This window comes from Nocardioides caricicola (genome assembly GCF_039541135.1).
Taxonomy (GTDB): domain Bacteria; phylum Actinomycetota; class Actinomycetes; order Propionibacteriales; family Nocardioidaceae; genus Nocardioides; species Nocardioides caricicola.
Genome location: NZ_BAABFQ010000008.1, coordinates 101,316 through 126,704, shown reverse-complemented (window position 1 = coordinate 126,704; position 25,389 = coordinate 101,316). Strand labels below are relative to the sequence as shown.

The 25,389-nt window shown below is 72.6% G+C and carries 23 protein-coding genes and 1 tRNA gene; 14 read left to right on the top strand and 10 right to left on the bottom strand.

Annotation, left to right across the window (positions count from 1 at the left end; all coding sequences use genetic code 11):
• Positions 1 to 11: 11 nt before the first annotated feature.
• Positions 12 to 938, bottom strand: a complete 927-nt coding sequence (locus tag ABD875_RS18140) for a hypothetical protein (protein ID WP_345180783.1) — start codon at positions 936 to 938, stop codon at positions 12 to 14.
• Between the two features lie 126 nt (positions 939 to 1,064).
• Here ABD875_RS18140 and ABD875_RS18135 point away from each other — a divergent pair, with 126 nt between their 5' ends.
• Genes ABD875_RS18135 through tsaE form a run of 4 tightly spaced genes read left to right on the top strand, consistent with a single transcriptional unit; the run spans position 1,065 to position 5,530 of the window.
• Positions 1,065 to 2,435, top strand: a complete 1,371-nt coding sequence (locus ABD875_RS18135; protein ID WP_345180780.1) for an NAD(P)H-hydrate dehydratase — start codon at positions 1,065 to 1,067, stop codon at positions 2,433 to 2,435.
• 16 nt (positions 2,436 to 2,451) lie between these two features.
• On the top strand, positions 2,452 to 3,546 hold the full coding sequence (gene alr / locus ABD875_RS18130) for an alanine racemase (protein ID WP_345180778.1): 1,095 nt from the start codon (positions 2,452 to 2,454) through the stop codon (positions 3,544 to 3,546).
• Positions 3,543 to 4,586 (top strand): alpha/beta fold hydrolase, encoded by a 1,044-nt coding sequence (locus ABD875_RS18125; RefSeq protein WP_345180776.1) that lies wholly within the window; start codon positions 3,543 to 3,545, stop codon positions 4,584 to 4,586. Before alr ends, ABD875_RS18125 begins: the two co-directional genes overlap by 4 nt.
• Positions 4,583 to 5,530 (top strand): tRNA (adenosine(37)-N6)-threonylcarbamoyltransferase complex ATPase subunit type 1 TsaE, encoded by a 948-nt coding sequence (gene tsaE, locus ABD875_RS18120; RefSeq protein WP_345180773.1) that lies wholly within the window; start codon positions 4,583 to 4,585, stop codon positions 5,528 to 5,530. The genes ABD875_RS18125 and tsaE overlap by 4 nt, the downstream gene beginning before the upstream one ends.
• Here tsaE and ABD875_RS18115 read toward each other — a convergent pair.
• Positions 5,496 to 5,897, bottom strand: a complete 402-nt coding sequence (locus tag ABD875_RS18115; RefSeq protein WP_345180770.1) for a PGPGW domain-containing protein — start codon at positions 5,895 to 5,897, stop codon at positions 5,496 to 5,498. The genes tsaE and ABD875_RS18115 overlap by 35 nt on opposite strands.
• Positions 5,898 to 5,987: 90 nt before the next feature.
• Here ABD875_RS18115 and ABD875_RS18110 point away from each other — a divergent pair, with 90 nt between their 5' ends.
• The gene (locus ABD875_RS18110) at positions 5,988 to 7,091 is read left to right on the top strand and encodes a sulfotransferase family protein (RefSeq protein WP_345180768.1); all 1,104 of its coding nucleotides are present in this window, start codon (positions 5,988 to 5,990) and stop codon (positions 7,089 to 7,091) included.
• Positions 7,088 to 7,945 carry a sulfotransferase gene (locus ABD875_RS18105; protein ID WP_345180765.1) on the top strand — a complete coding sequence of 286 codons (858 nt, stop codon included), beginning with the start codon at positions 7,088 to 7,090 and terminating at the stop codon, positions 7,943 to 7,945. Before ABD875_RS18110 ends, ABD875_RS18105 begins: the two co-directional genes overlap by 4 nt.
• Positions 7,946 to 7,949: 4 nt before the next feature.
• Here the strand turns inward: ABD875_RS18105 and ABD875_RS18100 are convergent, their stop codons facing one another.
• The 4 genes from ABD875_RS18100 to ABD875_RS18085 are packed head-to-tail and all read right to left on the bottom strand — an operon-like array spanning position 7,950 to position 13,209.
• Positions 7,950 to 10,652 (bottom strand): stealth conserved region 3 domain-containing protein, encoded by a 2,703-nt coding sequence (locus ABD875_RS18100; RefSeq protein WP_345180763.1) that lies wholly within the window; start codon positions 10,650 to 10,652, stop codon positions 7,950 to 7,952.
• Positions 10,649 to 11,500, bottom strand: a complete 852-nt coding sequence (locus ABD875_RS18095; RefSeq protein ID WP_345180761.1) for a hypothetical protein — start codon at positions 11,498 to 11,500, stop codon at positions 10,649 to 10,651. Before ABD875_RS18095 ends, ABD875_RS18100 begins: the two co-directional genes overlap by 4 nt.
• Before the next feature lie 52 nt (positions 11,501 to 11,552).
• The gene (locus ABD875_RS18090) at positions 11,553 to 12,110 is read right to left on the bottom strand and encodes a hypothetical protein (protein WP_345180759.1); all 558 of its coding nucleotides are present in this window, start codon (positions 12,108 to 12,110) and stop codon (positions 11,553 to 11,555) included.
• 1 nt (position 12,111) lies between these two features.
• Positions 12,112 to 13,209, bottom strand: coding sequence for an ATP-dependent DNA ligase (locus ABD875_RS18085; protein ID WP_345180757.1), 1,098 nt, complete (start codon positions 13,207 to 13,209; stop codon positions 12,112 to 12,114).
• A gap of 142 nt (positions 13,210 to 13,351) precedes the next feature.
• Here ABD875_RS18085 and ABD875_RS18080 point away from each other — a divergent pair.
• The 3 genes from ABD875_RS18080 to ABD875_RS18070 all read left to right on the top strand — a co-directional run bounded on the left by ABD875_RS18080 (position 13,352) and on the right by ABD875_RS18070 (position 15,907).
• Positions 13,352 to 13,430 (top strand) — tRNA-Gln (locus tag ABD875_RS18080).
• A 1-nt stretch (position 13,431) separates the two neighbouring features.
• Positions 13,432 to 14,907: a bifunctional UDP-N-acetylglucosamine diphosphorylase/glucosamine-1-phosphate N-acetyltransferase GlmU gene (gene glmU, locus ABD875_RS18075; RefSeq protein WP_345180755.1), complete on the top strand. Its 1,476-nt coding sequence runs from the start codon at positions 13,432 to 13,434 to the stop codon at positions 14,905 to 14,907.
• Positions 14,908 to 14,926: 19 nt separating this feature from the next.
• Positions 14,927 to 15,907, top strand: a complete 981-nt coding sequence (locus ABD875_RS18070; protein ID WP_345180753.1) for a ribose-phosphate diphosphokinase — start codon at positions 14,927 to 14,929, stop codon at positions 15,905 to 15,907.
• 6 nt (positions 15,908 to 15,913) lie between these two features.
• Here the strand turns inward: ABD875_RS18070 and pepN are convergent, their stop codons facing one another.
• A complete protein-coding gene (gene pepN, locus ABD875_RS18065; RefSeq protein WP_345180750.1) occupies positions 15,914 to 18,268 on the bottom strand; it encodes an aminopeptidase N in 2,355 nt (784 codons plus the stop codon).
• A gap of 172 nt (positions 18,269 to 18,440) precedes the next feature.
• Here pepN and ABD875_RS18060 point away from each other — a divergent pair, with 172 nt between their 5' ends.
• The 4 genes from ABD875_RS18060 (at position 18,441) to ABD875_RS18045 (ending at position 21,051) form a co-directional block, all read left to right on the top strand.
• Positions 18,441 to 19,109 carry a 50S ribosomal protein L25/general stress protein Ctc gene (locus tag ABD875_RS18060; RefSeq protein WP_345180748.1) on the top strand — a complete coding sequence of 223 codons (669 nt, stop codon included), beginning with the start codon at positions 18,441 to 18,443 and terminating at the stop codon, positions 19,107 to 19,109.
• A gap of 49 nt (positions 19,110 to 19,158) precedes the next feature.
• Positions 19,159 to 19,758 (top strand): aminoacyl-tRNA hydrolase, encoded by a 600-nt coding sequence (gene pth, locus ABD875_RS18055; protein WP_345180746.1) that lies wholly within the window; start codon positions 19,159 to 19,161, stop codon positions 19,756 to 19,758.
• A 10-nt stretch (positions 19,759 to 19,768) separates the two neighbouring features.
• Positions 19,769 to 20,548, top strand: a complete 780-nt coding sequence (locus tag ABD875_RS18050) for a 3'(2'),5'-bisphosphate nucleotidase CysQ (RefSeq protein WP_345180744.1) — start codon at positions 19,769 to 19,771, stop codon at positions 20,546 to 20,548.
• A 104-nt stretch (positions 20,549 to 20,652) separates the two neighbouring features.
• Positions 20,653 to 21,051, top strand: a complete 399-nt coding sequence (locus tag ABD875_RS18045; protein ID WP_345180742.1) for a VOC family protein — start codon at positions 20,653 to 20,655, stop codon at positions 21,049 to 21,051.
• Positions 21,052 to 21,073: 22 nt separating this feature from the next.
• Here the strand turns inward: ABD875_RS18045 and ABD875_RS18040 are convergent, their stop codons facing one another.
• Positions 21,074 to 21,775 carry a LuxR C-terminal-related transcriptional regulator gene (locus ABD875_RS18040; protein ID WP_345180740.1) on the bottom strand — a complete coding sequence of 234 codons (702 nt, stop codon included), beginning with the start codon at positions 21,773 to 21,775 and terminating at the stop codon, positions 21,074 to 21,076.
• Positions 21,747 to 23,144, bottom strand: coding sequence for a sensor histidine kinase (locus tag ABD875_RS18035; RefSeq protein ID WP_345181418.1), 1,398 nt, complete (start codon positions 23,142 to 23,144; stop codon positions 21,747 to 21,749). The genes ABD875_RS18040 and ABD875_RS18035 overlap by 29 nt, the downstream gene beginning before the upstream one ends.
• Before the next feature lie 569 nt (positions 23,145 to 23,713).
• Between ABD875_RS18035 and ABD875_RS18030 the strand changes: the two genes are divergently transcribed.
• Positions 23,714 to 24,418 carry a helix-turn-helix transcriptional regulator gene (locus ABD875_RS18030; RefSeq protein WP_345180738.1) on the top strand — a complete coding sequence of 235 codons (705 nt, stop codon included), beginning with the start codon at positions 23,714 to 23,716 and terminating at the stop codon, positions 24,416 to 24,418.
• A 2-nt stretch (positions 24,419 to 24,420) separates the two neighbouring features.
• Here ABD875_RS18030 and ABD875_RS18025 read toward each other — a convergent pair whose 3' ends face one another.
• Entirely contained in the window at positions 24,421 to 25,179 is a 759-nt protein-coding gene (locus ABD875_RS18025; protein ID WP_345180736.1) for an AfsR/SARP family transcriptional regulator, read from the bottom strand.
• Between the last annotated feature and the right edge of the window lie 210 nt (positions 25,180 to 25,389).

Genomic DNA, 25,389 nt, shown 5'->3' with positions numbered 1-25,389 from the left:
CTGAGCACGCGCTATGCCGCGTTCTGAGGCACACGACCCGGCAGGCCGAGGGCGATGAGATCGAGGGCGACCTGCTCGGGCTCGTGGCGAACCTCGTAGGCCGAGCAGCGCACGACGATGCGGTTCGCGGTCATGATCCTTCGAGCCCTGCGGTGGTCGATCATCGACTCGGTCACGTCGAGGTGGAACGCGCCGTCCACCTCGAGAAACACGGTGGTGCCCGACGGGAGTCGCCACTCGCAGTCGGTCCACCGGCGCTTGCCGGCGCGGTCGAGCCGGGGTCGCTGCCCGTCGGGAAGCGGCATCCCGAATCGTCGACACATGCGGCGCACGTCGAGCTCGGCGCCGGAGTGTGCGCCTCCGGCGATGTCCCCGAGGGTGCGCTTGAACGGCTTGGCCCATCGGAGGGGGCGCAACACGTCGACCCACTCGACCATGCGCTCGACCGTCGTGAGCCGCTGCTGGATGCTGGCCGCGATCACGCCGTGAGCTGGCCGCGGACTCGTCTGGTACGCGGCGAAGAGCAGGACGGCCGGCTCCAGCCGGCTCATCGGGATGCCGCTCCGGGGGTGCTGGAGCAAGTCGAACGGCCGGCGACTGCGGAAGAAGCGAACACCGTCGACCGGCTCGAAGCTCAGCTCGTCGTCGACGTAGACCGTCACGACATCGCGCTCCCAACCGGACAGCCCGTGCCGTGCGGCTGCGCTCAGGCCCCCGAGCATGCTGCGTTCACCGGCGTGCAGGACCGCCAGCCACTCGCGCTGGGCGCGGGTCAGGTCACCGGTGACGGTGCTGATCACCCGCGGAGTGCGTTCTACCCAGCGCCGTGCGTAGCTGTGGTCACGGACCCTGTCCCAGTCGACCCCGTGCCGGGTCAGCTGCCTGCGAGCGACCATGCCGTGCTGCGACGCGATGAGTGCATCAAGGACGTCGTTCATGCGAGAACGTCTTCCCTGATCGGGGAGGGGCGCTGGAGGTTCTCCACAGGCGTTGGGTCGTGTGCCTGAGCACGCGCTATGCCGCGGTCTCAGGCACACGACCCGTTCGCCGCTAACGTCGGCCCCATGAGATCCGCGCACACGGTCGAGCAGGTGCGGGCGGCGGAGGCCGAGCTGATGAGCCGGCTTCCCGAGGGGGCGCTGATGCAGCGCGCTGCGGCCGGGCTGGCGTACGCCGTGATCGACCTGCTCGGTACGGCGTACGGACGGCGGGTGCTGCTGCTCGTCGGGTCGGGGGACAACGGCGGGGACGCGTTGTACGCCGGGGCGCTGCTCGCCCGGCGCGGCGTGCAGGTCGAGGCGTGGCTGATGTCCGACCGGGCCCACGAGGCCGGGGTGCGCGCGCTGCGCCGGGCAGGCGGACGCCTCACGACCGACCCCGCTCGGCCCGACGTCGTCGTCGACGGGATCGTCGGGATCGGCGGGCGCGCCGGGCTGCGGCCGGACGCCGAGGCGGCGCTGAGGACGCTCCGGGGCGTCCCGGTCGTGGCGGTCGACGTCCCGAGCGGGGTCGACGTCGACTCCGGCGAGGTCGACGGCGCCCACGTGCGCGCGGACGTCACGGTCACGTTCGGCACCCACAAGGTCGCCCATCTCGTCGACCCCGCGGCGCGGGCCTGCGGGGTGGTCCACCTGGTCGACATCGGCCTGGACCTGACCGACCCGGTGGTCGAGGCGCTGCAGCCCGAGGACGTCGCCGCCCTGCTCCCGCGCCCCGAGCCGGACGCGCAGAAGTACGCGCGCGGCGTGGTCGGCGTCCGCGCCGGCTCCGCGCAGTACCCGGGCGCCGCCCTGCTGAGCGTGGCCGGAGCCGCCAGCGGGCTCTGCGGGATGGTCCGGTACGTCGGCGAGGTGGCCGACCAGGTCCGGGCGACGCATCCCGAGGTCGTCGGCGCCGGCCGGGTCCAGGCCTGGGTCGTCGGCTCCGGCGGCGGCGCGGGCGCGGGCGACGAGCTCGCCGAGGCGCTGACCGACCGCGTGCCGACCGTCATCGACGCCGACGCCCTGCAGTACGTCGCCGGACCGGTCTCGGTGCCCGCGGTCCTCACGCCGCACGCCGGGGAGCTCGCCGCGATGCTCCAGGTCGAGCGCCGAGACGTCGAGGACCGCCCGCTGGCGCACGCCCGCCGCGCGGCGGCGACGTACGGCGCCGTCGTGCTGCTCAAGGGCCGCCACACGCTGGTCGTCGACCCCGACGGCCGGGTGCGTGCGACCACGACCGGCACGCCGTGGCTGGCGACCGCCGGCGCGGGCGACGTGCTGGGCGGGCTGATCGGTGCGCTGCTCGCCGCCGGTCTCGATCCGTACGACGCGGCCTCGGCGGGCTCCTGGCTGCACGGTGCCGCCGCAACGCTCGCCAGCGCCGGCGGACCGATCACCGCGGGCCAGGTCGCCGCGTCCATTCCGGTGGCCGTCCGGGGGCTCCCGGACGCGTGATGGGAGAATCGGGGACATGTTCCCCGAGATCGTCGTCGATCTCGCGGCGGTCCGGCACAACGTGCGCGCCCTCCGCGAGCACACCGGCGTCGCCTCGATGACGGTCGTCAAGGCCGACGGCTACGGGCACGGGATGGTCGAGGTCGCCCGCGCCGCCCGCGAGGCCGGCTCGGAGTGGATCGGGGTCGCCACCCTCGACGAGGCGCTCGCGCTGCGGAGCGCCGGCGACCGGGGCCGGCTGCTGTGCTGGCTGACGTTCCCCGGTGCCGACTGGGCGGCCGCCATCGACGCGGACGTCGACGTCACGGCGTACACGGTCGCCGAGCTCGACGAGATCGCCGCGACTGGGCGGCCCGCGCGCGTGCAGCTCAAGATCGACACCGGCCTGTCCCGCGGCGGCGCCACGCGGGACAGCTGGCCCGCGGTCGTCGAGCGGGCGAAGCAGGGCGAGCGGGACGGCAGCTGGAGGATCACCGGCATCTGGTCGCACTTCGCGGCCAGCGACGAGCCCGACCACCCGGCGAACGACGCCCAGGAGCAGGCCTTCCTCGAGGCGCTGGAGCTCGCCGACGGGCTCGACCCCGAGGTCCGCCACCTCGCGAACTCCGCCGCCGGCATCCTGCGGCCCTCCAGCCGCTTCGACCTGGTCCGCTTCGGGCTGGCGTCGTACGGCCTCGACCCCGCCCCCGGCCACACACCCGACCTCGGCCTGGTCCCGGCGATGACGGTCCGCGCACCGCTCGCGCTGGCCAAGCCGATCCCCGCCGGCGCCGGCGTCTCCTACGGCCACACCTGGGTCGCGGACACGCCGACCACCGTCGGCCTGGTGCCGATCGGGTACGCCGAGGGCGTGCTGCGCTCGGCCAGCAACGCGGCCCGCGTGCTGGTCGACGGCAAGCAGCGCGCGGTCCGCGGCCGGATCTGCATGGACCAGTTCGTGGTCGACCTCGGCGGCGACCTGCCCGACCCGGGCACCGAGGTCGTGCTGTTCGGCCGCGGCGCCCACGGCGAGCCGACCGCGCAGGACTGGGCTGAGGTCGCCGGCACGATCTCGTACGAGATCGTCACCCGCATCGGAGGCCGGTTGCCCCGGAGGTACGTCGACGCATGAGCATTCGCAGAGCCGCTGTCGCCGGAGCCGTCGGCCTCGCCGCCGCCGGCGCGGCCGGGGCGGGACTGGCGCACCGCCGCCGGGTGCTGGCGCGGCGCGAGGACGAGCCCGGTCCGGCGTTCGGCTCGCTGCGCTCGAAGGGCCGCACCGTCGTCGCCGACGACGGCACCCCGCTGTACGTCGAGGTCGACGAGCCGGAGGTGCCGACGCGACTCACGCTGGTCTTCTGCCACGGGTACGCCCTGAGCCTCGACTGCTGGCACTTCCAGCGCGAGCACTACCGCGCCCGGGGGATCCGCGCGGTCTACTACGACCAGCGCTCCCACGGCCGGTCCGGTCGCTCCCCGATGGGCAACGCCACGATCGACCACCTCGGCGCGGACCTGATGACGATCCTCGACGCTGTCGCGCCCGAGGACCCGGTCGTCCTGGTCGGGCACTCGATGGGCGGCATGACGATCGTCGCCCTGGCCGAGCAGCACCCCGAGCTCTTCGGTGACCGCGTGGTCGGCACGGCGCTGATCGCCACGACGGCCGGTGGGCTGGACCCCAGCCGCATCCTGTTCCCGATGGTGCCGACCTGGGCCGGTTCCGGCGCCGTGCACCGCAGCGTCGCGGCGCTGGCCCGCGGCCACCGCGCGGTCGACCGGCTGCGCCGGCTCGGCCGCGACGTCGCGCTGGTCGCCACCGAGCAGCTCGCGTTCGGCGACGACGTGCCGCAGAGCTACGTCGCGTTCGTCGACCGGATGCTGGCGGCGACGCCGTTCGAGGTCGTCGCGGAGTTCTTCCCGGGCTTCAGCACCCTCGACAAGTTCGACCACGTCGAGCCGCTGGCGAAGGTGCCGACCGCGGTGATCTGCGGGACCGACGACAAGCTCACCTCGATCGGGCACAGCCGCAAGCTGGCCTCGCGCATCATCGGGTCGACGCTCCTCGAGTGCCACGGCGCGGGCCACATGGTCCTGCTGGAGCGTCCCGACGAGGTCAACGGCGAGCTGGATCGCCTGCTCGGCACGACCGGCGCGGTGGACGAGCGGTGAGCGTCGAGATCCGGCGCGTCGGCCCCGAGGCCGCCGCCGACGTGCTGACGGTGGTGCGCGCCGCGTTCGAGGCGCGCCCGCCCCTGGACCCGCCGGCCGCGGCCCTCACCGAGACCGAGGAGTCGCTCGCCGCGAAGCTCGCGGCCCACGGCGGTCTGCTGGCCTGCGTCGACGGCGAGGTGGTCGGCGCGCTGCTGCTGGACCCGGTCGGGACCACGACGTACCTCCGCCGCTTCGGCGTGCTCCCCGCCGCCCAGGGCCACGGTGTGGCCGCCGCGCTCATCGACGCCGCGGTCGAGGCGTCGGACGGATCGCACGACCTGACGGTCGTCGCGCGCGAGGAGCTGCCCGAGACGGTGCGGTTCTGGGAGCGGCAGGGCTTCCGCGAGATCAGCCGCGAGTCGCCGAACGTCGAGCTGCGGCGGCCGCTGCGCACCCATGCGTTCCAGGTCCCCGACGCCGAGTCGATGCGCGACCTCGGCCGCGCCCTGGCCGCTCAGCTCGCCCCGGGCGACCTGCTCGTGCTGAGCGGCGAGCTGGGCGCGGGCAAGACGACCTTCACCCAGGGTCTCGGCGCGGGGCTGGGCGTCCGCGGCGACGTCACCTCGCCGACGTTCGTGATCGCCCGGGTGCACCCGTCGCTGGTCGGCGGGCCCGACCTCGTGCACGTCGACGCCTACCGCCTCGGCGGCCTCGACGAGCTCGACGACCTCGACCTCGACGCGTCGCTCGACGAGGCGGTCACCGTCGTCGAGTGGGGCGAGGGGCTGGCCGAGGGACTCTCGGAGTCGCGGCTCGAGGTCTCGATCGTCCGCGGCGACGCACCGCACGACGGGCTGGACCCGCGCCGGGTGGAGATCACGCCGGTCGGGCCGCGCTGGCACGTGCTGTCGTACGCCGCCCTCGGGCTCAGAGGAAGGCCTGCGAGCCGACCAGGGCCGTGACCGCGCCGGTCAGCGCCGTCGTGGAGACCAGAACGGCGCCGGTCGCCAGGGCGCCGGTGACCTTGCGCGCGGGGGAGCCGCCGGTGGGGAACGCCAGGCGGCGCAGCCAGGAGAGGGTGCGGCCCAGCAGGCCGAGGACGTGGCGCGCCCAGGCGTACTCCGCGGCGAGCAGCGCCAGGCCGAGGCCGATGACCACCAGGCCCGGACCCGGGAGCACCAGCATGGCGATCCCGGCGACGACGAGCAGCGGTCCGACGATCGTGACGCCCACCTTGACCGCCACGGCACGGACCGGGCCGGCGTTCGCCCAGGCGTCGACACGGTCGAGCAGGGCCTGGGAGCGCGAGGTGGGGGAGGGGTTCGTCACCGCCTCATGGTGACCGACCGGCCTGAGAGCCTCCTGAGCCCGCGGCGGCTACGCTAGGGCGTCGTTCTCCCCCGATCCGCGAGGAATCCCGTGCCCGAAGCAACACCCCAGGACCGCGTCCGCCTCGTCATCGTCACCGGGTCCGGACGCAGTGGCACCAGCACCGTCGCGGGGACGCTGAAGCGGCTCGGCCTCTACGTGCCGCAGCCCGAGATGCCGGCCGACGAGACCAACCCGCGCGGCTTCTACGAGCCGATCTGGGTCGTCGACTTCCACAAGCGGATCCTCAACAGCATCCCGGCCCGCACGAACGACGCCCGCCCGCACGCCGCCGAGGAGATCCGGGCGGCGTCGTCGACGCCCGAGATCCGCGAGGAGTTGCGCACCTGGCTGGCCGAGCAGGTCGCCGAGGTCGGGCCGGGCGGGCAGCTCGCGATCAAGGACCCGCGCACGTTCTGGGTGCACGAGCTGTGGACGTCGGTCGCCGACGAGCTGGACATCGACCTCAGCTTCCTGACGATGCTCCGGCACCCAGCCGAGGTCGTGCAGTCCCGCGAGACGCACTACCTCTCCAACCAGACCGACGAGTTCCGCCGTACCCGCCAGACCGCGAACCTCGCCGGCTGGGTGAACTCGGCCTACGAGACCGAGGTCGCGACCCGGGCCCGGCCGCGGACGTTCGTGCGGTACACCGACCTGCTCGCCGACTGGCGCGAGGCGATGTCGCGGGCGCAGGCCCAGCTCGGCATCACGTTCAACACCGACCTCGCCAGCCGCGAGCACCACGACGTCGACGACTTCATCGACGTGAAGCTGCACCGCAACAAGGTCACCTGGGACGACGTCGACACGCTCCCGGAGCTCCAGGCGCAGGGCGACGAGGCCTGGGAGGCGTGCAACGCGCTCGTCGACGCGCCGTACGACGCCGAGGCGATCGCGACCCTCGACCGCGTGCACGACCGCTACGTCGTCCTGCACCAGTTCGCCGAGGCGGTCACGCTCGACCACACCAACGTGGCCGTCGCGACGGAGCGTCGCCAGCTGCAGGCGAAGCTGCGGGAGAAGCACCTCGAGAACACCGCCGACCTCAAGTCCCGGCTCGCCCGCCGGCGCGAGGAGGTCAAGCAGCTCAAGGCCGAGCTCGCGCGGGCCGGGTCGGACGGTGGCCGGTCGCGGCTGCCCTGGAAACGGTGAGGAAGACGTTCCTGCTGGGCGTCGGCGCCCAGAAGGCAGGCACCACCTGGCTGCACCGCTACCTCGCGGACTCGCGGGAGATGGTCCCGGGGTACCGCAAGGAGTACCACGTCTTCGACAGCAGCGACCTCGCCGACGAGCCCTGGCGCGAGCGCAACCTCGACATGGCGCAGGCCGAGCTCGACCACCTGCGCGCCGGCGAGCCGGCCGATCCGGCGCACCTGCACCGGGCGGCGATGATCGCCGACGACGAGTTCTACTTCGACTACTTCACCGGGCTGCTGCACAGCCGGCCGCGGTTCCGCGTCACCGGCGACGTGACGCCGGAGTACGCCGACCTCTCCGCCGAGCGGTTCGCCGCGATCCGGGACGGGTTCGCACGCCGACGGGTCAGGACCGTCGCGGTGTTCCTGCTGCGGGACCCGGTCGACCGGATCTGGTCGCAGATCCGGATGCAGGAGGGGCGCCGGCCGGCGCGCTTCGAGCACCCGGCCGACCAGATGGTCGAGCGTCTCTACGACGACCCGAGGTACGAGCGCTTCACCCGCTACGAGAGCACCATGGAGCGCCTCGAGGCGGTGTGGGAGCGCGACGCGATCCACTACGGGCTGTACGAGCAGCTGTTCCGTGAGGAGGAGGTGCGCGCGATCTGCGACCTGCTGGGCATGCAGTTCCGCCCGCCGGACTTCGGCAAGGTGGCGAACGTGTCCTCGGGCAAGGCCGTCGAGGCGCTGCCCGACGCGGTCGTCCAGCGCGTGGCGACGTACTTCGAGGCGACGTACCACGCCGTCGCCGAGCGGCTTCCGGACACGGACCTGGCCCGGCTGTGGCCCAGCAGCCGCTTCGTGCTCTGAGCCGTCAGTCCGGCTTCTCCCACGGCGCCCGGACCGGCAGGTAGAAGGAGTAGAACTCCTCGAGCACCTCCTGCAGCGCCGCCGGGTGCAGGGCGTGGTCGTGGTGGTCGCCGAAGCAGATGAAGTCGCGGTCGCGGTCCTTCAGCGCGCGCAGCCGGCGGACCACGTCGTTCGCGCTGATGTTGACGTACGTCGTCTCGGGGGTGCCGAGGACGGCGGTGCCGGTCATCAGGCCGTAGTGCTGGGCGAACGACGACAGCAGCGAGATGTCGTCGTCGGAGCGGAACGGCGAGCGCGCGGTGCGGGCGATCTCCTCGGGGAAGCGCCGCTCGATCTCCTCGAGCACCGACGTGCGGTGGGCGTACGGCGCGTGCTGGAGGCTGTGGGTGCTCACGACCCCGAACGTCTCGCGCAGCAGCCGCCGGTTGTTCCAGGCCGCCTTCAGCCACGGCGCCGCGCCGGGCATGTCGTCGAGGCCGAGGTTGCCGCCGGAGAGGAACACCGCGGTGTGCCCGGCGGTGTCGAAGAACCGTTGCGGCTGCTGGGGGCGGGCCAGCAGGAAGTCGTCGTTGAGGTAGAGGAAGTGCTCGGCGAGCCCGGGGATCTTGTGCAGGCTGCTCTCGATCGCGTGCGAGTTGAACGTGGGCAGCGCGTCGGCGGGCAGGATGTCGCGGTGGTCGACGACGTTGACCTGGGGGTGCTCCACGAGCCACCCGGGGACCTGGCCGGCGGTGACCAGGTGGATCCGGCGGATCCACGGCGCGAACAGGTGGAGGCTGCGCAGCGAGTAGCGCAGCTCGTCGCGGCTGATGAACCTCGCCCGTCCGCTCGACTGCCGGGTGAGCGCCGTACCGCTGAGCTGGGCGAGCCGTGCCTCGCGGGCGGCGTTCCACTCCGGGTCGTTCCCGTCGACCCAGGTGTAGACCGCGTCGATCGGGAACGTGCAGTCGTGCACGGTCGGCTCGGCCATGAGCGGCAGGGTCCGGGCGGGGACGCCCTCGATCTCGATCGGCACGGTCTCGTAGGCGGGCGGGAGCTGGTTGGTGTACCGGTTCTGCCCGGCCGCGACCAGGCTGCCGTCCGGGCCGTCCTCCCAGAACTCGACGTCGATCCGGCACCCGCTCGACAGCAGTCCCGGAAGCCCGTCGGCGAGCAGCGGCCACGGCTCGAGGCTGACCCGCCCGGTGCGCTCGCCCACCAGGCTCGCCGCCAGCTCGTCGAGCCGGCCGCGCCGCTCCGGCCACCCGTGCCCCGCGGAGTCGACCATGCTCAGCTCGCCGGGCGCGCCGCTGCCGCCCAGCTCTGTCAGGTACGCCGCGCGGTCGGCCATCGGCACCACGACGGTGGCCGGCGAGTCGCCGTGGGCCGGGATCGCGAACCATCGGCCGGAGGCGCGCTGGGCCACCTCGACGGCCCAGGACATCGCGCGGTGGCGCGCCTGGGCGGGGGTGAGGTCGGTGGACGCGGTCGGCGCGGGGCGGCCGGTGTGGGGCGACGTGGCGAGCTCGGTCGCGCGCTGCGTCACGCGCTGCGGGCCGCGCGAGCGCCGGGCCACGACGTCGGCGAAGACCTGCTCCCACTGCCGGGCGACCGTCTCCGGCGCGTACTGCTGCGAGCTCGCGAGCGCCCCGGCGCCCAGGCGGTGCCGCAGCTCGTCGTCGGTCGCGAGCCGGAGCAGGGCCGTCGCGATGCCGGCGCGGGCGTCGGGGCCGACCAGCAACCCGTTGGCCTCGTGCCGGATGACGGCGCGGGAGCCGGACGGGCTGTCGAACGAGATCACGGGGACCCCGGCGGCCATCGCCTCCTGGACGACCAGCGGCAGGCCCTCACTGCGCGACGTCAGGGCCGAGATGCTCGCCGCCGCCCACTCGGACGGCATGTCGGCGCTCTGCCCGGGCAGCTCGATGCGGTCCCAGAGCCCGAGCCGCCGGATCAGCCGGATCAGCTCGAGGCGCTGCGGCCCGGTGCCGAGGAGCCGCAGCCGCCACTCGGGGATCTGGGCGGCGATCTCCGCGAACGCCTCGACGAGCTTGGCGAACTGCTTCTCCCACACGAAGCGCCCGGCGGCCACGATCAGCTTGGTCTCGAGGGTGGAGCGGGGCTTGAAGCCCTGGGGGAGCGGGTTCGGCACGACGACCGTGCGGGGCGCGACCGGGCCGAGCGTCTCGGTCAGCCAGTCGGCCGCGCTGGTGGTCAGCAGCGCGACCACGTCGGCGCGGGGCGCGAACGTGAGGAGGGGCTCCAGGCCGGACGTCCGGTCGGACGAGGACCGGTGCTCCTGGTGCACGAGTCCCACGCGGTCCGGGAGCAGCTGGACGGCGATCGCCAGCAGCCCGGGCGTCACCGTGACGACGACGTCGGCGTCGAGGGTCGGGACGACGGCTTCGTACATCGCGTCGGTCAGGGCGCTGAACTGGACGTCCCACCGGGCCGGCACCAGCAGCGACGGCGTGAGGTGGAGCGTCGCGGCGAGCGCGCCGTTGATGCCGGCCGCCTCGACGCGAGGCGCCTCGGGGTCCCGGGCGTCGACGAGCTGCCGGATCCGCACGGCGGCGTCGACGGCGTAGTGGGGCGAGTCGGCGGTGCGCAGGGCGCTGAGGATCGTGACGTCGTGACCGAGACCGGCGAGGGCGTTCGCCTGGGTGATCACCGAGCGCTCGGTGCCGCCGACGCCGTCGAGGTTGAGCAGGAAGAACGTGACCTTCACGAGACGGTCTCCGCGTCCTTGCGCATCAGGCGCAGCACCCCTTGGGTCGTGTACAGGAACCGGCCGGCGATCGCCTCGGTCTCCGGGTCGAGGAGATGGGGGAGCAGCACGTTGGCCGGCTCGGTGATGTGGATGTCGTTGCGCAGCCGGACGACGGTGACCGGCTCGGTGAGCGGGCCGACCGCGACCCGGTAGCCACCGGCGGTGGCCGGCAGGTCGGTCACCCGGACGTGGGCGACGATCTCGCCGCCGGCGGTCTCGGCGGGGACGCTGTGGGCGACCAGGTCGTCCTTCGCCACGAAGTGCAGCCGGGGCTCGAGGCCCGCCACCGGCGGGCTGACGACCACGCGCACCGCGTCGCCGTCCACCGAGATGTGGGTCAGCCTGGCGACGTGGGCGGCGCTGCTGCGGCGTACCCGCAGAAGGCCGCGCGCGTCGGGCTCGACGAGGAACCGCCAGCGGCCGTCCGGCGTGGGCGGGACCCGCAGGTTGCCCTCCGGGTGCGGCGGGGCGGGGCGCAGCCGGGTCGGCTTCGCACCGTCGCCGGTGAGCGCGACGAGCTGCAGCTCGGCGTCCTCGGCGGGCGGCAGCACGTCGTCGAGGCGCCAGCGCGCGGAGGCGTACGCCGGGTCCTCGCCGGGCAGGGCGGTCGCCTCGACGATCTCCCCGGACGCGGGATCGCGCAGCGCGGGGCGGCCGGTGGCGGCGTCGACCGCGACCCAGAGGTGCTCGCCGTCGAGCACGCGCGCGTAGACGGCCTCCGGGCCGCCGACGAGATCACGGCCGAGGCTGCGGGTCGCGCGGTTGACCGCGCGTGCCCCGTCCCCGAGACGTTGGGTGAACTTCACCGGACCTCCATCCGCCAGCAACCCAGCGATGGTAGCGGCGCGGAGCAGGTCCTCAGAGTCCGGTGATGCCCTCGTTGCCGTAGCCCTCGGCCTGCTCGTCGAAGGTCTCGTGCTCGAGCAGGTGCAGGATCGGGACCCCGAGCCGGCGGCGGGCCTTCGACGTCCAGTCGACGTGGAAGAACTCGGCGACGACGTGCGGGCGGGTCAGGATGATCGCCTCGCGGCCGTCGACCTCGGTGACCTTCGCCGCAAGCGCGTCGATCGGCGGGTCCGTCACGACCTCCCCGCGAGCGGTCGCACCGCTGGCGCGCAGGGCCGCGAGGGTCTGGTCGAGCTCGGCGGTCGACCGGTCCTGGCAGTCCTTGCGGACCGCCTCCAGGTCGGCCTCGCTCATCGGCATCGTCGGCGTGGCGAGCATGTCGCCGGCGGTCAGCGAGCCCATCGCGGACTCGACCCGGGTCGCGGCGTCCTCGAGCGGGAGGAGCACGTGGTAGACCACCGGCCCGTCCAGGCCCTCGTGCAGCGAGTGCACCTGGGCGGCGTCCTGCGCGGTGAGGGCCTGCTCGATGAGCAGGACGACGGCGTAGTCCTCGGTGCTGTTCTCGGACATTTCACTGACCTCCCTGGTCGACGCCCAGGATCCTAGCGAGGTCGTAGGAGACCGGTTCGTCCAGTTGCTCGTAGCCGCACGACTCCGGGTCTCGGTCGGTGCGCCAGCGCCGGAACTGGGCGGTGTGCCGGAACCGGCGGCCCTCCATGTGGTCGTAGGCGACCTCGAGCACGAGCTCGGGGCGCAGCGGCGTGAACGACAGGTCCTTGCCCTGGCTCCAGCGGCTCTGGGTGCCCGGGACCCGGTCCGGGTTCGCGGTCAGGAACTCCTGCCAGCGCCCCCACGGGTGGTCGGCGATGTCGACGACCAGCGGCTGCAGCTCCTGGAACAGCTCGGCCCGGCGCTTCTCCGTGAAGCTGGCGCTGACCCCGACGTGCTGGAGGTCGCCGTCGGCGTACAGCCCGAGCAGCAGGCTGCCCAGCAGCGGCCGCTCGGGCGTGCTGGTCTTGTGCTCGCGGTAGCCGGCGACCACCACGTCGGCCGTCCGCTCGTGCTTGATCTTCAGCATCGTGCGGGCGTTGGGCTGGTACGCCGCCCCGAGCGGCTTGGCCACCACGCCGTCCAGGCCGGCGCCCTCGAACTGGTGGAACCACTCCTCGGCCTGCGCGGGGTCGGTCGTGGTGCGGGTGAGGTAGCAGGGGCCGTCGAGTCCGGCGAGCGCCTGCTCCAGCGCCGCCCGCCGCTCGGCGAACGGCCGGTCGGCGTACGACTCGTCGCCGAGGGCCAGCAGGTCGAAGGCGACGTACGACGCCGGCGTCTTCTCGCTGAGCATGTCGATGCGGGACTTGGCCGGGTGGATGCGCTCCTGCAGCACCTCGAACTCGAGACGGTCCCCGACCGCGACGAACAGCTCGCCGTCGAGCACGCAGCGCTCGGGGAGCTGCTCCCGCATCGCCGCGACGACCTCGGGGAAGTAGCGGGTCAGCGGCTTGGTGTTGCGGCTGGCCAGCTCGACCTCGTCGCCGTCCTTGAACACCAGGCAGCGGAAGCCGTCCCACTTCGGCTCGAAGCTCAGGCCGCCGAACTTGGCCGGGTCCGGGATGCCCTTGACCGACTTCGCGAGCATGGGCTGAACCGGAGGCATGACGGGGAGGTCCACGTTCCGAGGCTAGCCGTACCGGTGGTGGTTTCGAGGCTCAGGCGCCAGGGCGCCTTCGCACCTCAACCACCGTGGGTGGACGGTGGTTGAGGTGCGAGCGGAGCGAGCCTCGAAACCACCCTCTAGCCTGTAGCCGCAACATTCCCCGGTTGGTCTGCCGGCAGGGCCCGCCTGACTTTGAATCAGGACTAGCGACGTAGGTTCGACTCCTACCCGGGGAGCATGGTGAACAACCTGACGGTCGTCGTGCTCGCTGCTGGCGGCGGCACCCGCATGAAGTCGAAGACCATGAAGGTCCTGCACCGGATCGGCGGGCGCACCATGATCGGGCACGTCCTCGCCGCCGCCCGGGCCACCGAGCCCGAGCGGATCGTCGCCGTGGTCGGGCACCAGCGCGAGCAGGTCGAGGCGCACATCCTGACGCTGGAGCCGAACCTGGTGCTGGCGGTGCAGGAGGAGCAGCTCGGCACGGGGCACGCGGTGCGGATGGCGGCCGAGGCGGCCGGGCAGCTGTCGGGCACCGTCCTGGTGGCGTACGGCGACACCCCGCTGCTGACCGGGGCCTCGCTGCGGTGGTTCGTCGCGGAGCACGAGGCGTCGCAGGGCGCGGTGAGCATCCTGAGCGGCATCGTCGACAACCCGTTCGGCTACGGCCGGGTGCTGCGCAACGCGGAGGGCGACGTCGAGGCGATCGTCGAGGAGAAGGACGCGTCCCCGCAGCAGCGTGAGGTGCGCGAGATCAACTCCGGGATCCTCGCGTTCGACGCGGAGTTCCTGCTCGCCGCGCTGCCGCGGATCGGCAACGACAACGCCAAGGGCGAGTACTACCTGACCGACGTGATCGCGATCGCCCGCGAGGACGGCCTGACCGTCGGCGCCTACCCGATCGACGACGTGATGCAGACCGAGGGCGTCAACGACCGGGTGCAGCTCGCCAAGATGGGCGCGGAGCTGAACCGCCGGATCGTGGAGCGCTGGATGCAGGAGGGCGTCACCGTGATGGACCCGGCGACGACGTGGATCGACGCCGACGTCGTGCTGGCCCAGGACGTGACGATCCTGCCGGGCGTGCAGCTGCTCGGCACGACGGTCGTCGCCGAGGACGCCGTGGTCGGGCCCGACTGCACGCTCAAGGACTGCGAGATCGGCGCGGGGGCCCGCGTCGTACGCACCCATGGCGAGCTCGCCGTGATCGGCGAGGAGGCCAACGTCGGGCCGTTCTCGTTCCTGCGACCCGGCACCCTGCTGGGCGCACGCGGCAAGATCGGCGGCTTCGTCGAGACCAAGAACGCCGCGATCGGCGACGGCGCCAAGGTGCCGCACCTGTCGTACGTCGGCGACGCGGAGATCGGCGAGGGCACCAACATCGGCGCCGGCACGATCTTCGCCAACTACGACGGGGTCAACAAGCACCGCACGACCGTCGGCAAGCACGCCCGCACGGCCTCCAACAACACGTTCGTCGCGCCGGTCACGATCGGCGACGGGGCGGGCACCGGAGCGGGCACCGTCGTGCGCCAGGACGTGCCCCCGGGCGCGCTCGCGGTGTCCAGCGGCCCGCAGCGCAACATCGAGGGCTGGGCCCAGGCCAAGCGGGCCGGCACCGCCCAGGCGAACGCCGCCGAGGCGGCTGCCGCACAAGCGTCGGGTGAACGAGACACGACTCACGAACGGACAGAGTTGGGCAACCCGGGCTGACGGGGGCAGAATCCCTACCGTGACGGGATACAAGAAGACCACCGAGAAGAATCTGATGGTCTTCAGCGGTCGGGCCCACCCTGATCTCGCCGACGAGGTCGCCGCGCTGCTCGGCACCGACCTGGTGCCGCAGTCGGCGTACGAGTTCGCGAACTCCGAGATCTACGTGCGCTACGAGGAGTCCGTACGCGGCTGTGACGCGTTCGTGATCCAGAGCCACACCGCTCCGATCAACGAGTGGATCATGGAGCACCTGATCATGGTCGACGCGCTCAAGCGCGCCTCCGCCAAGCGGATCACCGTGGTCATGCCGTTCTACGGCTACGCCCGCCAGGACAAGAAGCACAAGGGCCGCGAGCCGATCTCGGCGCGGCTCATGGCCGACCTGTTCAAGACCGCCGGCGCCGACCGGCTGATCACGGTCGACCTGCACGCCGACCAGATCCAGGGCTTCTTCGACGGCCCGGTCGACCACCTGATGGCGCTGCCGATCCTCGCGGACTACGTGAAGGAGAAGTACGGCAACCAGCCGCTCGCCGTGGTCTCCCCGGACGCCGGCCGGATCAAGGTCGCCGAGCGCTGGTCGGCCCGCCTGGGCGGTGCGCCGCTGGCGTTCATCCACAAGACCCGGCGTACCGACCGCCCGAACGAGACCGTCGCGAACCGCGTCGTCGGTGACGTCACCGGTCGGATGTGCGTGCTCGTCGACGACATGATCGACACCGGTGGCACCATCGTGAAGGCCGCCGAGGCCCTGATGGCCGACGGCGCCGCCGGCGTGATCATCGCCGCGACCCACGCCATCCTCTCCGACCCCGCCGTGGACCGGCTGAAGAACAGCCCGGCCGCCGAGGTCGTCGTCACCAACACGCTGCCGCTCACGCCCGACCGCGAGTTCGACAAGCTCACCTGCCTGTCGATCGCCCCGCTGGTGTCGCGCGCGATCCGCGAGGTGTTCGAGGACGGCTCGGTCACCTCGATGTTCGACGGGGCCTCCTAGCCCGGGTCAGCCGAGGTCGTCCGCCCAGTCGGACCACTGCCGGCGCAGCACGGTCGGCAGCTCGCCCGCCAGTTGCTCGTGCAGCAGCGCGCGCTGCGCGTCGGTGAGCAGCAGCGTCGGACGCGCCTGCCCGACGACCTGCGCGAAACCCGCGCCGCGCTCGCTCCAGGAGGGTGCCTCGCGCAGGTAGCGGTCGACGTACGGCGCGATGAGGTCGGCCTGCTGCGCCGACCAGAGCCCGCCGAGCACCGCGGTGAACATCCGGTTGCCCACCGCCGGGTCGGAAGCGACCGCCCACGCCTCGGCCTTCGCGGCCGGGGTCGGCCGGGCGGCGAGCGCTGCGGCCGCGCCGAGGTCGGCGGCCAGGCCGGGCGCCCGCCGCCGCTCGGCCTCGATGAGCTCGACGTCGGCGGCGCCGACCTCGGCCAGCCGGCGCACCGCGCGCCACCGGAGCGCGGGCGTGAGGGAGCCGAGCGACCCCCGCAGGAGCGCCGGGTCGCTCTGGGTCGCGACCAAGCCGCCCGCGAACGCCTGCGCGAGGTCCGGGTCGTCGGTCGGTGTCGCGCAGGCCGCCGCGATCAGCGCATGCGCCTCGGCCACCGACTCGTGGGGCACCCGCAGCGGCAGCACCCGGCCGAGCGTGCGGGTGACGATCGTCGACACCAGCGACGGGCTGCGCTCGGCGGGCAGGTGCCGCTCGACGAGCGCGAGGAAGTCCTGCGGCGCGAGGTCACGCGTCTGGACCTGGTCGAACAGCATCGTCCAGAGCACGCTGCGGGTGAGGTCGTCCTCGATCCCGCTGAGCCCGGTGGCCACCGCGTCCCAGGACTGCTCGTCGAGCACGATCCGGGCGAACGTCTCGCCGTGGCTGTTCGGGACCACCGCCAGCCCGGCCAGCTGCGGTAGCGGGACGGGGTCGTCCGCGAGGTCGACGTACGTGCTGGTGCCGTCGAGCGCGGTGACCCGGAAGCGGTGCGGGCGCACGCCGTCGCGGTGCAGGACCGGTACGTCGCCGTCCCGCTCGACGCGGATCGTGTCGAAGCCGCTCTGCCGCAGCCACACCTCGACCCAGGCGCGCACGTCGCGGTCGGACGCCTCGTCGAGGGCGGCGACGAAGTCGGCGAGGGTGGCGTTGGCGAACCGGTGCCGGGTCAGGTAGGTGTTCACGCCGCGCAGGAACGTCTCGTCGCCGAGCCAGGTGACCAGCTGGCGGAGCACGGAGTTGCCCTTCGCGTACGAGATCGAGTCGAAGATCGTGGCCGCCGCGGCGACGTCGGGCACGTCCTCGGGGTGCGCCGCGACCGGGTGGGTCGAGCGGCGCTCGTCGGCGTCGTACGCCGCGGGCTTGCGGCCGGCCTCGTGGCCGAGCAGGGCGCCGACGTACCCGCCCGCCTCCTCGGCGACCCGGTAGCCCAGGTAGTCGGCGAACGACTCCTGGAGCCAGGAGTCCTCCCACCACGTCATCGTCACCAGGTCGCCGAACCACATGTGCGCCATCTCGTGGGCGACGACGGAGGCGCGCAGCAGCCGCAGGTCCTCGGGCACCCGGCCGACCGGCAGCATCTCGTCGCGGTAGATCACGCAACCCGGCTGCTCCTGGGCACCCCAGTTGAGGCCGGGGACCAGGACCTGGTCGAACGAGTCGAACGGGTAGGGCTCCTCGAAGATCTCGGCGTAGTGGTCGAAGCAGGCCTCGGTGACCGCGCGCAGCTCGTCGGCGTCGCGGGCCAGCTCGGTCGCCAGCGAGGCGCGGGCGTGCCAGCCGAACGGCAGCCCGGCGTGCTCCCAGCGCACCGACCGCCACGGCCCGGCGACCACGCACACCAGCGCGACCGGGATCGGCGGTGTGGGCGCGAACTCCCAGTGCCCGCCGCTCTCGCTGACCGCGCGCCCGTTGGCGAGCACCGTCCACGACGGGTCCGCCGCGACGCTGATCGTCACCGGTGCCTTGAGGTCGTTCTGGTCGAAGCAGGCGAACAGCCGCTGCGCGACGTCGAGCCCGAGGTAGGCGCCGAGGTAGGTCTCGCCGTCGGCGGGGTCGACGGTCCGGTGCAGGCCCTCGCCGTCGGTCACGAACGGCAGCCGAGCCTGCACGGTCAGCTCGTGAGCACCGTCCAGGCCGGTGAGGTGCAGCCGGCGCCCGTCGTACGCCGGATCCACGGGCGCGCCGTCGAGGGTCACCTCGAGGTCGGTGGCCGCCGTCAGCTCGAGGAACGTGTCGGGGGCGCTGGCCCTGAAGCGGACGGTGGTGCGGCAGCCGAACCGGTCCGCCGACGGATCGGTGAGGTCGAGGTCGACGGCGTACGAGACGTCCGAGATGACAGCGGCCCGGGCCCGGGCCTCGTCGAGGGTGAGGCTCACGATTCGACCCTACGGGCGGATGCCCAGTAGGCTTCTGCAGTTGCCTCGGCGAGGGAGTGAGAGCTCCGTGATCGACAGGGCTGGCTGAACCTCCGGGTGCGCCTCCTGCGATCTGCAGTGCCGAGGCCCCGAGACATTCGAAGCAGCCAGCACCGAACGAGGAGCATTCCCCATGTCCGAGAAGATCAAGGCCGAGACCCGCACCGAGTTCGGCAAGGGCGCGGCCCGCCGCATCCGTCGCGAGAACAAGATCCCCGCGGTCGTCTACGGCCACGGCAACGAGCCGATCCACCTCACCCTGCCGGGCCACGACACGATGATGGCGCTCAAGCACGGCGGCGCCAACGCGCTGCTCGAGCTCGACATCGACGGCAAGACCCAGCTCGCGCTGACCAAGCAGGTCCAGGTCGACCCGATCCGCCGCGTGCTCGAGCACGTCGACTTCGTCGCCGTCGTCAAGGGCGAGAAGGTCACCGTCGAGGTCCCCGTCCACCTGAACGGCGACGCCGCCAAGGAGACCCTGGTCGTCACCGAGACCACGACCATCCAGCTCGAGGCCGAGGCCACCCACATCCCCGAGTTCATCGAGGTCGACATCGAGGGCGCCGCCGCCGGCACCCAGATCCACGCCTCCGACCTGAAGCTCCCGTCGGGCAGCACGCTGCTCCTCGACCCGGAGACGCTGATCGTCAACATCACCGAGCAGATCTCCGCCGAGGCTCTCGAGGCCGAGCTGGAGGAGGCCGAGGCCGAGGCCGGCATCGAGCACGACGCCCCCGAGGCCGAGGCTGCCGAGGAGCCCGCCGCGGAGGCTGCTTCGGAGGAGCCCGCCGCGGAGTAGCTCCGTGGTCTCTTGGGCACACCTGTTTCGTAGAGAGGGCCGGGATTCCGTGACCGACGCTGCTGCATCCGTGTGGCTGGTGGTCGGGCTGGGGAATCCCGGCCCGACCTATGCCGGCCACCGCCACAACGTGGGCTACCTCGTCACCGACGAGCTCGCCACGCGGATGGGCTCGCCGTTCCGCGCCCACAAGTCCGGCCGCGCCGACGTGGTCGAGGGCCGCCTGGGCGCGCCCGGGACGCCGGGACCGCGGGTCGTGCTCGCGCGCCCCCGCTGCTACATGAACGAGACCGGCGGCCCGGTCAAGCAGCTCGCCGCGTTCTACAAGGTCCCGCCCGAGCGGATCGTCGCGGTGCACGACGAGCTCGACATCCCGTTCGACACCATGCGGGTCAAGCTCGGCGGCGGCGACAACGGGCACAACGGGCTGCGCTCGATGCGGTCGTCGCTCGGCACCGGCGACTTCTACCGGGTCCGCGTCGGCATCGGCCGGCCGCCGGGCCGCCAGGACGTCGCCGACTTCGTGCTCTCCGACTACTCCTCGGCCGAGCGCAAGATCCTGCCGTTCCAGGTCGACAAGGCCGCCGACGCCGTCGAGTCGCTGATCACCGATGGACTCGAGCGCACGCAGCAGAACTTCAACTCGTAAGGTCTCCCTCATGACGTTCGCCCCTGGAACCCCGCCGGCCGAGGCCGCCACCGACGACCACGTGCTCGCCTCCTGGCTGGCGACCGTCGCCGGGGAGCGGCTGCTCGAAGTCCGGGGCGAGGGCCTCGAGGGGCGCGAGCTCAAGGACGCCGGCGACCGCGCCGCGCACGAGCTGCTGATGGAGCTGCTCGCCGAGCACCGGCCGAGCGACTCCGTGCTGTCGGAGGAGGGCAAGGACGACAAGGCCCGTCTGGACAACAGCCGGGTGTGGATCGTCGACCCGCTCGACGGCACCCGCGAGTTCTCCGAGGTGCCCCGCGACGACTGGGCCGTGCACGTCGCGCTGTGGCAGGACGGCGACCTGGTCGCCGGCGCCGTCGCCCAGCCCGCGCTCGGCGAGACGTTCAACACCGGTACGCCGCCCGTCGTACCCCCCTCGACCGCGCAGCGCCCGCGCATCGCGGTCTCCCGCTCGCGCCCGCCGGCGTTCGTGCATGCGCTGGCCAAGGAGCTGGACGCCGAGCTGGTGCCGATGGGCTCGGCCGGCGTGAAGGTCATCTCGGTCGCGCGCGACATCACCGACGCCTACGTGCACGCCGGCGGCCAGTACGAGTGGGACTCCGCCGCCCCGGTCGCGGTCGCCCGCGCCGCCGGCCTGTTCACCTCGCGGATCGACGGCACGCCGCTGGAGTACAACCAGGAGGACGTCTACCTCCCGGACCTCATCGTCTGCAGGCCCGAGCTGGCCGAGCGGATCGTGGCGTTCGTCAAGGAGCACGGGTACGAGTAGTGCCCCACCGGGGTCGGGCCGCGCGCCCCGGCGGCCGCCTCGGCCAGCCCGCGCCCGACCGATATCCGGTTGATCCCCTCCCGACCGGCCCACAGGCTGGCGGCATGACTGCCTTCATCTCGCACACGACCATCGATGCCCGCAACGCCTACGAGCTCTCCGAGTGGTGGAAGCCCGTCCTCGGGTACGTCGACATCGAGGGCGACCCGAACCTGCCGGGCCACGAGGAGTGCATGATCCGCGACCCCGAGACCGGCCACCAGCTGCTGTTCATCGAGGTCCCGGACGACAAGACGGTCAAGAACCGGGTGCACCTCGACATCCGGCCGCGGGTGGAGTCCCGCGACGCCGAGCTCGAGACGTTGCTCGCCCACGGCGCCACGGTCGTCGAGGACCACCGCGGCATCCACGGCCCGGGCTCCGGCTGGGTGACGCTCGCCGACCCGGATGGTAACGAGTTCTGCATCCTGCGGTCGACGGCCGAGCTCGCGGCACAGGGCTGACCCGTACGTCCGGCGGCGAGCGTCAGTCCGCGTCGACCTTCGGCGGCAGCCACCCGACGCCGCGGGCGAGCCCGACGGCCGCGAGCTGGGAGCTCACCTCGAGCTTGGCGAGGATCGACTTGACCTGGGTGCGGACCGTCGCCTCGGAGACGAACCGCTCGCGCGCGATGTCGCGCACCTGCCGGCCCTCCATCAGCTGGCCGAGCACCTCGCGCTCGCGGGTCGTGAGGATGGCGAGCCGGTTGCGGACCAGCTGCTGCTGACTGCGCTCGGCGTGCCAGATCCGCAGCAGGTCCTCCCGCTCCTCGTGGTTCATGACCGGGAGCCCCTGGTAGATCTTCCGGACGACCGACATGATCTCGTTCAGGGGCTGGGTCTTCGAGATCACCCGGCGAGCGCCGTTGCGGATGCACTCTCCCCACCGGGCGAGGTCGGTCGACGCCGTGACCACCACGACGTTCGCTCCGGTCCGGGCCAGCGGGTTGATCAGCTCGGCGCCGTCGCCGAAACCCCCGAGATCGAGATCCAGGAGCACGACCCGCGGGCGGAGCCGGAGCACCGTGGAGATCAGCGGTCCGGTCGAGCTCGGCTTGGTCGGCACGGGGTACCGGCGGACGTCGTACCCCTCCATGGTGAGGCTGAGGTCGAGCGACTCGGCGAAGAGGGCATGGTCCTCGATGAGGAGGATCCGGACCTTACTGCGCGACGACGCGGGCTGTGTCATCACAGGACCCTTCGGCCAGGTGGGTGACCTGCCGGACCCCGACGACGAACGCGGTGCCCGAGCGCCAGGTGGGGTCGAGCCGGAGGTATCCGCCGCCGCGCACCATCAGCCGTCGCGCGACGTGCAGACCGAGACCGTGCCCGGAGGACTCCGGGCCTCGGACGCCGCGGTGGAACAGCGTCTCTCGCTGTCCCTCCGGCACCCCCGGTCCCGTGTCGGCGACGACCACGTCCACCGTGCCGTCGGACTGGTGGACGAAGACGTCCACGGTCGCATCCGGCGCGTGCTTCGCGGTGTTCTCGAGCAGGATGTTGAGCACCGCCGTCAGGTCGTCCTCGCGCGCCCAGACCTGGAGACCACTCGGGCGCCAGGTCACCGTCTGGCCCTGGGCACGCCGGGCGACCACGAGCGGCCGGATCACGTCATCGACGGACACCAGCCCCAGCGGTCCCGGTGTCGCGTCGTGCACGAGTCGTTGCAGGCGTGCCGACTCCCGCTCGAGCATCTCCTCGAGCATCTCTCGGCTGGGACCAGGCAGGGGCGGCTCGTGGTGGATGAGCCGCGACGCCGAGGCGATGCCCGCGATGGTGCCGCGCACCTCGTGCAGCCGCTCGCGGTCCACCCGAGCGTGGGCTGCCGTGCTCGCGAGCTGGTCCTGCAGGGCCGTGATCACCAGGCGGTCGTCGTTGATGGCCGTGCCGAGCGTGGTGATGGACGTGCTCATGAACAGCACGGCGGCCGTGGTCGACACGAGCACCGCGAGGAGGTTGACGGCCGTGTCGCTCGGGTTGGCCGCCACCAGGCACGCGCGGCCGAGGAACAGGGCAGCGATCGCGACCGCGAGGCGGTTCCGCGCCCACCGGGGCAACGTCGCCAGCCGTCGTACCTCGGTGGCGAGGAGCACTCCTGCCACCACCAGCGGGATCGTGAGGAGCGCGGTCGCGTTGCGCGAGACCGTGAACTGGCTGGCCGCCGCGCCGATGACGATCGCCAGCGCGGATCCCGCCGAGCCGAGGACGAGTCCGAGAGCGGCCGGGTCGACGGAGAGCGTGATCCGCTCCGAGATCAGGACCATGGTGAGAAGGGCCAGGGCGAGGACGATGTCGGCAACGACGAGCGGCGCCGCGAGCGGCCGCCCGCCGGTCAGCGAGGTCTCCAGGCCCGTGACCGTGAGCCCGTAACCGCCCACGAAGATCAGCCCGGCTGCGAGCCAGGCGGTGCTGTCAGATCTCGTCAACCGGTGGTGCAGGTACATGTAGACGCCGCTCGTCACCACGACGATGTTGACGACCAGCGCGGCCGTAGCCGCCGCGTCCCCGGCGTTGCGCGCCGAGGGCACGATGGCCTGGACGGCGAGCTGAGGAACCATCGTCACCAGGAGTGCGGCGGCGATCGCCCCCCAGCACCAGATCCCGTCCGGACGTTGTCGACCTTCTGTTCCGTGCGTCATGCACTTCACCCCCGTCGTACACCACGTGCCCCCTGGGTGTCCTCGCCCGCGACCGGTGGCCGTCCCGTTCGGCTCGACCGCGTCGTGCACCCCATCGCAGCGACCGTAAATTCGGGTGGGCGGGGGTCTGCGGAGGTCCCGGACTCGTTACCCCAAATTGGTGACGGCCGTCCGACAGCCGGTGTCGTGGTGTCGCCGGACCCGGTCGATCTCGACCTCGGGGACCTCGACGGCACCTGATGGGGGCAGGTCCGAGGCGCTACGCCTCACGGGTCGAAGCACGCCGTGACCGCCGGGGCCGGCGACGAGACCCACGATCGGCGACCGGGAGGCGCCGGGGGCCGATTCGGCCGGCCGGTCCCCAATTTCAGGGGGAGCGCAGCCGAACCGCCGACAGAACCGACCGGTCACCAGAGGATGACGGGGTCATGCCATCCGGGAGAGCGCCTTCGACGCAGCGTGTGCGCGTCAGTAGAGAGGCTTGGCACATGCCAACCCAGTGTCACGTTGCGGTAGCGGCAGACCAGTCGCTGATCGCCGACACCGTCAGCGCGGCGCTGGTCACTCCAGGCATGCGCGTCACCGGCGTCCGGTGGCGGACGGAGCCGGCGCCGTGGGTACCGGTTCCCCGCGTCGAGGACCCCATCGACGTGGGAGTCATGCTCTGCGACCTCCAGCCCCGCTGGCGGCTCGTCCAGGCCCGGTGGATGATCCACTCCGTCCGCGCACCGTGGCTGGTGCTGACCGGGGCGCCTCGGGGCCCGTTGTGGGGAGCGATGCTCGATGCCGGCGCCGTGGCTGTGTACCCCAGCGCGTCCACCCTCAACGAGGTGCGGCTGATGGTGGGCAGGGTCGTGGCCGGCGAGAGCCTGATGGACGCCGGCGAGATGGCCGCGCTGCGTGCGGCCTGGCACACCGCTGAGCGGGCTCGCCTCACCGCCGTTCGCAGCGTGCGGTCGTTGAGCCCGCGGGAGTTCCTGGTGCTCGAGCTCATGCACGCGGGCGAGCCGGTGCAGGGCATTGCGGCCCAGCTGGACGTCAGCGAGTCGACGGTGCGCAGCCACGTCCGCGCGGTCCTGCGCAAGCTCGACGTCCGGACGCAGCTGGCTGCTGTGGCGGAGTTCGAGGCGGCGAGTGCGGGCATCGACGGTGACGCCGACGGTGACGCCGACGACTGGCCGGGCGGCAGCTGAGCTCAGGCGGTCTCCCCCCGGAGCAGCCGCAGGTGCAGCTCCTGGGTCTGGCGGGACGGGTCCGCGCCCAGCTCGGTCGCCAGCCTGGCCCGGTAGGTCTCGAACACGCGGAGGGCGGTCCCCGTCTCGCCGAGTCCGGCCTGCGCGGCCATCAGCAGCCGATGCGCGGTCTCCGAGGTCTCGTTGACGCGGATGGCCTCGGTGGACAGGGCCGCGGCCTCGCGGGTGAGGCGGAGGGCGAGGGCGCTGGACGCGGCGTCGCAGAGCAGCTCGTGCCTGGCCACGGCGATCCGGTCGCGCTCGGCGACGGCCCAGGCGCTGTCGTCGTCGTAGGCCCGGAAGTCTCCGGCATAGAGCTGCTCGGCGGCACGGGCGACCTCGAGGACGCGAGCGTGCTGCTGCGACCGGGCCGCGTGGGCGACGCGGGCGGTGGCCTCGAGATAGCGAACCGCGTCCACCCATGCGTCCAGGAGGCGCAGGCCATCGGGCTGCCGTACGACGCAGTTCGTCCCGATGGTCCGGCGGATCTGGCTGCTGGCCGTCCGCAGGCTGCCCCTGCCGCGCTCGGGCGTGGCAGCAGGCCACAGCAGCTCGACCAGGGTCTGCGGACGCACCGGCCGGCCGTCGGCCAGCGCGAGCAGGCGCAGCAGATCCATCGTCTTGCCGGTGCGCCACTGGTCGGTGGGGACGGTCGTGCCGTCCGGTCTGACGACGGTGAGACCGCCGAGCAGGCGAATGCGGATCGATTGAGAGATGAGCATGGTGCGCCCCCCACAGGGTTGTAGAACGCAGCACCTTTCTGACCGCACTTCATCGTGTACCCGTATCGGAGGATGCGGGTAACCCTTCTGGGCGAGACCGTTTGCCCGTAGGTACTAGGACCAACGGCCCAGACGGGACTCACCAGTCGCCACCGATCCCTCCGCCCGCCGCCAGTGGGGGACATGCCGGCGCGGATGCCGGTGCCGCTT